The following is a 4,758-nucleotide window of genomic DNA, read 5'->3' as shown; positions in this document are numbered from 1 at the left end:
TCAAGATCAGCCATCCGGCCACGGCTCGCTCGGGTCCACATCCCGAGCTTGAATCACGTAACCCGCTGTCGCTCAACCCTTTATCAAACGGGCTCTAAATTCCTCGAAATCATCACGACATCAGCTTAATTGTTAACGAGGTCAGGCAGCGAAATTGGTTATAATTACCTGTCGTGTGAAAAGTCGAGTTACATTCATGAGGAATCATCGATTAATATGTACGCAGTAAAATCTGTATTGTAAACATAGCCCGGCATCGTCAGACTATCTGGGTTCTTAATCGACTATGGATGGCGGGCTTCAATGGGGTGTGCCTACACTCTGCATGACACTGCCTCTGTATAAATAGGTAGCCTATATAATAATTTGCGCTGATATCTTGACTAAAGCCTGCTAACGTTCCTAATCGAAAAATTGCGAATGACAGGAGATTAGGTGTTGGCTGCAGAGCAGGTTGATCAGGAGAGCTATCTCCCCGAGAGCCTCGGGCTGATGGCGCGAGATCTCTATCGTGCTCTCACTCAGGCAATCGATGCGAGAGTCGCGCGATATGGACTTGCTGCCCATACGTGCCGTTATCTTGCTCTCATTCACGATTTCAACGGTATGACACCCAAAGATTTGAGCACCTATCTGGGCGTTCGTTCCCCGACGACCTTATCTGCGCTGCGTACCTTAGAAGACAAGCGGCTCATTACGAGAACCCGTGACGCAGACGATGGTCGCAAGAGCCGCTACAAACTGACGGCTCGAGGCGCAGAAGTCGAGGCGCTGGTTCGTGAGAGCGCTGTCGAGGTGGAAATGATAGCGATCCGTCAATTGAGCCCACAGCAGCTGAAACAGTTTCGCTCGGTGATCGATCTGATACGGGAATCGCTGGGCGACTTGTCCAGCAGCGCGAGAATTTCAAATTTCGATCAAGATGCCGGTGACGGGGCGTCGGACCCCAAAGGGAACAATCGAGAGCGCCGTTCAAAGCATAGCGTAGGCATGCAAAACAAGCCGGCGGAGAGCTAATCATAGCGAACAAAACGGCTCGACATCCTTTCGCACCGACGGGTTGCCGTTACGAGGAAATAGCAACACTTAAAAGCAGGCGGAGATCGCTGTTGCAGCGAAATGAATCTTTTCGGAGATAACTTCTTGGGCGCGCGCAAAGCGTACCGAAGGAAGCGCGACCGAAATGGCGTAGCGCTCTGCAGTGCCGGTATCGAGCACAGCACCCACTCCATCAACGCCCTCAAGGTGCTCCTCCTCATCGAAAGCGACACCAACTTGACGGATGGATGCCAGCTGGGGCCACAGCTCCGCCATTGATGAGACGGTCGACGGTGTCTTGCGCTCCCACTCTCCGCTGAGACGCTCCTCTATCTCTCTATCAGGCATTTCGGCAAGGAGAGCCTTGCCATGCGCAGTGCAGTATAGGGGAAGTGCTGATCCCACCGCAGAAACTACGCGAAGTTCGCGGCCGGACGCGACTTGGTCGACCAGCACGGCATGATTTCCGCGTAGCACTGACAGATTGACTGTCTCGTCAATTTGCCGATTCAGGATCTCCAGATGTGGCCTAGCGATACCGATGACATCAAGATGGGTGGAGCCAGCAAGGCGTGTCAATGTAGGCCCCAGCCTGATCCGGCCGTCGACAGTCACTACCAATTGCTGCGCCTGAAGTGCGTTAACGATACGCTGAACAGTAGTACGCGGCAAATCCGACACTCTCGTTATCTCCGCGATCGTGAGACCCTTGCTCTCGCCCTCCAGGGTCTTAAGTACCGCTGCTGCGCGTGCAATCACTTGTGTGCCGCTACTGTCGTTATCTCGTACCATAAGCGTCCTGTGCCACTATCAGGGTCGGGCTGGCAATGCCGAGCGTTCAAGTTCGTCAAGCAATGCATCTGCTGGATTGAGCGCCGGTTCGTTTCTTTCTCCATCAAAATTCTTCACGCGCTCGTCGTTCCCGGCAAGGTACCTCGGCCAGTCTCCTGCCCGCAATTCCGGACGTCCCGTACGCGCGAACCCGATCCAGCGCTCCATAATCTGTGATGAAAGGGTCTGCGACTTGCCGTCATCCCGATCTCGATCGCCAGCGGCGATATGTCCGAAAACATATGGGATTTCAGCCGTATGGATTGCGCCTTTCAAGGGACCTCTCTCACGGGAAGGTAGCCACGAAAACCGATACATCCAGACCGGCGCTTGGCGTGAAGCGCCGCGCGCAATGCGCCGACTGTTTACGCCCGCAAAAAGTTCGGAGGCAGTTTGTTCAGCGCATGAGTCGGTGTCCTCGCCGCCGTAACCAAAGCATTTTGAAGATAGCCGATTCCAGCCGTCTTGGCCTACCTCGCTTGGAAGGCCCTTCCAATAGCCTGGTCCGAAAAAGCCTGCTTCCGCATCGTTGTAGCCGATGAGCAGAGGAAACCGGTTGGTCCGCCCGGCAGTGAACGCCTCATGCGTCTTTTCCCTCACAACCGTCCCGTCAATGAATGGCATTGTCTCCCCGGCACTTGTGTTCGCGTCGCGCAACGACATCGCGGACAATGCCCGCAGTTCCGCAGCGTTGTGAGCCCCGAGTTCTTCGGCAACGCGGGCAGCGACGGCCTGCGCATCTCTCTTTGACAATTCGGGAATGTAAAGCCCTCCCGACTGGATTATGGCGCGGTCGAACAACCCCGCTGCGAGGGGAGATGCCATCAGGTATCCGACGGAAACGCCACCGGCGGATTCGCCAAAAAGTGTAACGGAATTCGCGTCACCCCCGAACGAACCCGCATTACGCCGGACCCAACGTAGCGCGGCGATGGCATCGAGCAAGCCGTAATTGCCATCAGGCTCCCCGGCCATTTGAAGCGTAGGGTGCGCGAACGTACCAAACAGGCCAAGCCGGTAATTGATCGTGACAACCACGACGCCACGCTGGGCAAGAGCACTGCCATCGTAGGTCGACAAGCTTCCCGCGCCGAACCGGAAGCTTCCTCCGTGTATCCAGACCATCACAGGCAGCCGTACTCCCTGACGCGCTTTGGGCGACCACACGTTCAGTGTCAGGCAATCCTCGCTTTGCGGGAAGTTCTCAAGGCTCTTTTCCGGGTCCTGCTTCGCGACTTTTTGGACGCAGGCTGAGCCGAATTCGACAGCGGGCTTAATGCCCCGCCAAGGCTTCATCGGTTGCGGTGCCCGCCACCTTAGGGCGCCAACCGGGGGGGCAGCGTAAGGTATCCCGCGGAAGACCATCACGCCCTCGGCCTCCGTGCCCTCCACTCGTCCATCGCCCGTGCGCACTACCCGCGCCTGGGCAGATCCTACTTGGGCCATGACCATTGAAGCGACTACAATTCCCAACTTCAACATCTGTCGCATACCGCGCTCCAATCAGACTTTGACCTTAAACAAGACCTTGGCGTTCTCAAACACGACTGCGTTCCGTTCAGCAGCGCTGATCCACGAATTTTCAATCCAGTCGCATACATCCTTCATGATGAAACGTCCGTAGAACGGTTAGTGCTCCCGCACAACGGTCAACTTGTAATTTGATGGCAATGAACGGGCGCGGGGACATAGAAATAGATGGAGCGCCGCCGCGACTATCCCTCCGCCATCTGATCGCGGAAAGCTCTCCATCTTCGCGTGCAGGGGTACGGGTTCGGCCGCGAAATTGAGATCCCAGTCGATTTTATCCCCGTTCCGCAGTCACTGAGGCACCCATTGCTCCTCAACCCGAAGATGGACGGTGACGGCATTTCGAGCGGCACACGCGAGGTTGAAGGCAGTCGTACGGACTCTGGCGTGTTTCAGCATGGCGCTGCAGATAAAATCGGTTTAAGCGTTAAATCTCGCCAGTCTACAGGTGACAGCTTGCCACAAAGTCTCGTTGTGCTTGCAGGCTGCCGCCGGGCGCCGCCAACCCATTGTTTTAATCGCAAACTCGCCGGGGTCAGTACGATACCGCCCTCGATGAGCGGCGGCCAGACAAGGCCTCGTTCCAGACTCTTGGCGAACAAGCAAGGCCGGTCCCATCCCGATGCAGCCCCCTCAGGTAGTTGCCGCTCTCGCTACGAACAGGACGACATGCCCGCCGTAGGACCCGACCGCGAACAGCGGGCGGGCCAGCACCGTCAGCTCATCGAACCCAAGCCGCATGCTTACCAGTTGCTTGCCAAGGAGACCTTCGTTCCGGGCGCCAGCCAGATCACTAGACGTCCCGGAATGCGCAGCACGAGGCCCAGTGCCTTCTCGTTGACACCGCTATCCACTGAGAGGCGATCGCCGCTAGGCAGGTAGATGTCTATCGGGCACCGGGATGTGGGCGGATCACTTCCTCCGACGCTGCCGGCCTCGGCGCCGAAACAGGTCGGGGCGCCTTCTGGGGCCCAGGCACTGCGGGCGCACCCGCATTCTGGCGTAAAACCTGGTAGGTGAATGGCTGGGCAGATATCGATACGACTGCTTTCCATCTCATCACGGTCATCGCCGTGCAGGCCCGAAGTCATAAAGCAAATTTGACGACAAATGCGCTGACTGGCGCGCATCGAACTTATCGGACGCAATTCGCGTGTTCAAGTTATATTCTTTACGTCAATTTAGACCGAGAAACGATCCCGACCGTTCCAGATCTACGCAGTCGCCCCGGTCTAAGCGCGACCTTGACTAACGCCTAAAGCCACTAGTCACCTGGAACTAAAGTAGGCATCATTGTATATGCCCTTGTCGGACCAGCAGGGATATCGGGGATGGTGGGCAGACAAGCGGATTTGGTTG

Annotated in this window: 3 protein-coding genes; 1 reads left to right on the top strand and 2 read right to left on the bottom strand. The window is 56.5% G+C overall.

The genetic code is table 11. From position 1 onward, the window contains the following. Positions 1 to 438: 438 nt before the first annotated feature. Positions 439 to 1,017 (top strand): MarR family winged helix-turn-helix transcriptional regulator, encoded by a 579-nt coding sequence (locus BMY84_RS28760; protein ID WP_143075210.1) that lies wholly within the window; start codon positions 439 to 441, stop codon positions 1,015 to 1,017. 69 nt (positions 1,018 to 1,086) lie between these two features. Here the strand turns inward: BMY84_RS28760 and BMY84_RS28755 are convergent, their stop codons facing one another. Beyond that, on the bottom strand, positions 1,087 to 1,830 hold the full coding sequence (locus BMY84_RS28755) for an IclR family transcriptional regulator (RefSeq protein ID WP_093088572.1): 744 nt from the start codon (positions 1,828 to 1,830) through the stop codon (positions 1,087 to 1,089). 18 nt (positions 1,831 to 1,848) lie between these two features. After that, a complete protein-coding gene (locus tag BMY84_RS28750) occupies positions 1,849 to 3,315 on the bottom strand; it encodes a carboxylesterase/lipase family protein (protein ID WP_256215509.1) in 1,467 nt (488 codons plus the stop codon). Positions 3,316 to 4,758 lie beyond the last annotated feature (1,443 nt).

Source organism: Sphingobium sp. AP50, assembly GCF_900109095.1.
Lineage (GTDB): Bacteria > Pseudomonadota > Alphaproteobacteria > Sphingomonadales > Sphingomonadaceae > Sphingobium.
The sequence above is the reverse complement of the archived record's forward strand: the minus strand, read 5'-3'. Positions and strand labels throughout refer to the sequence as shown.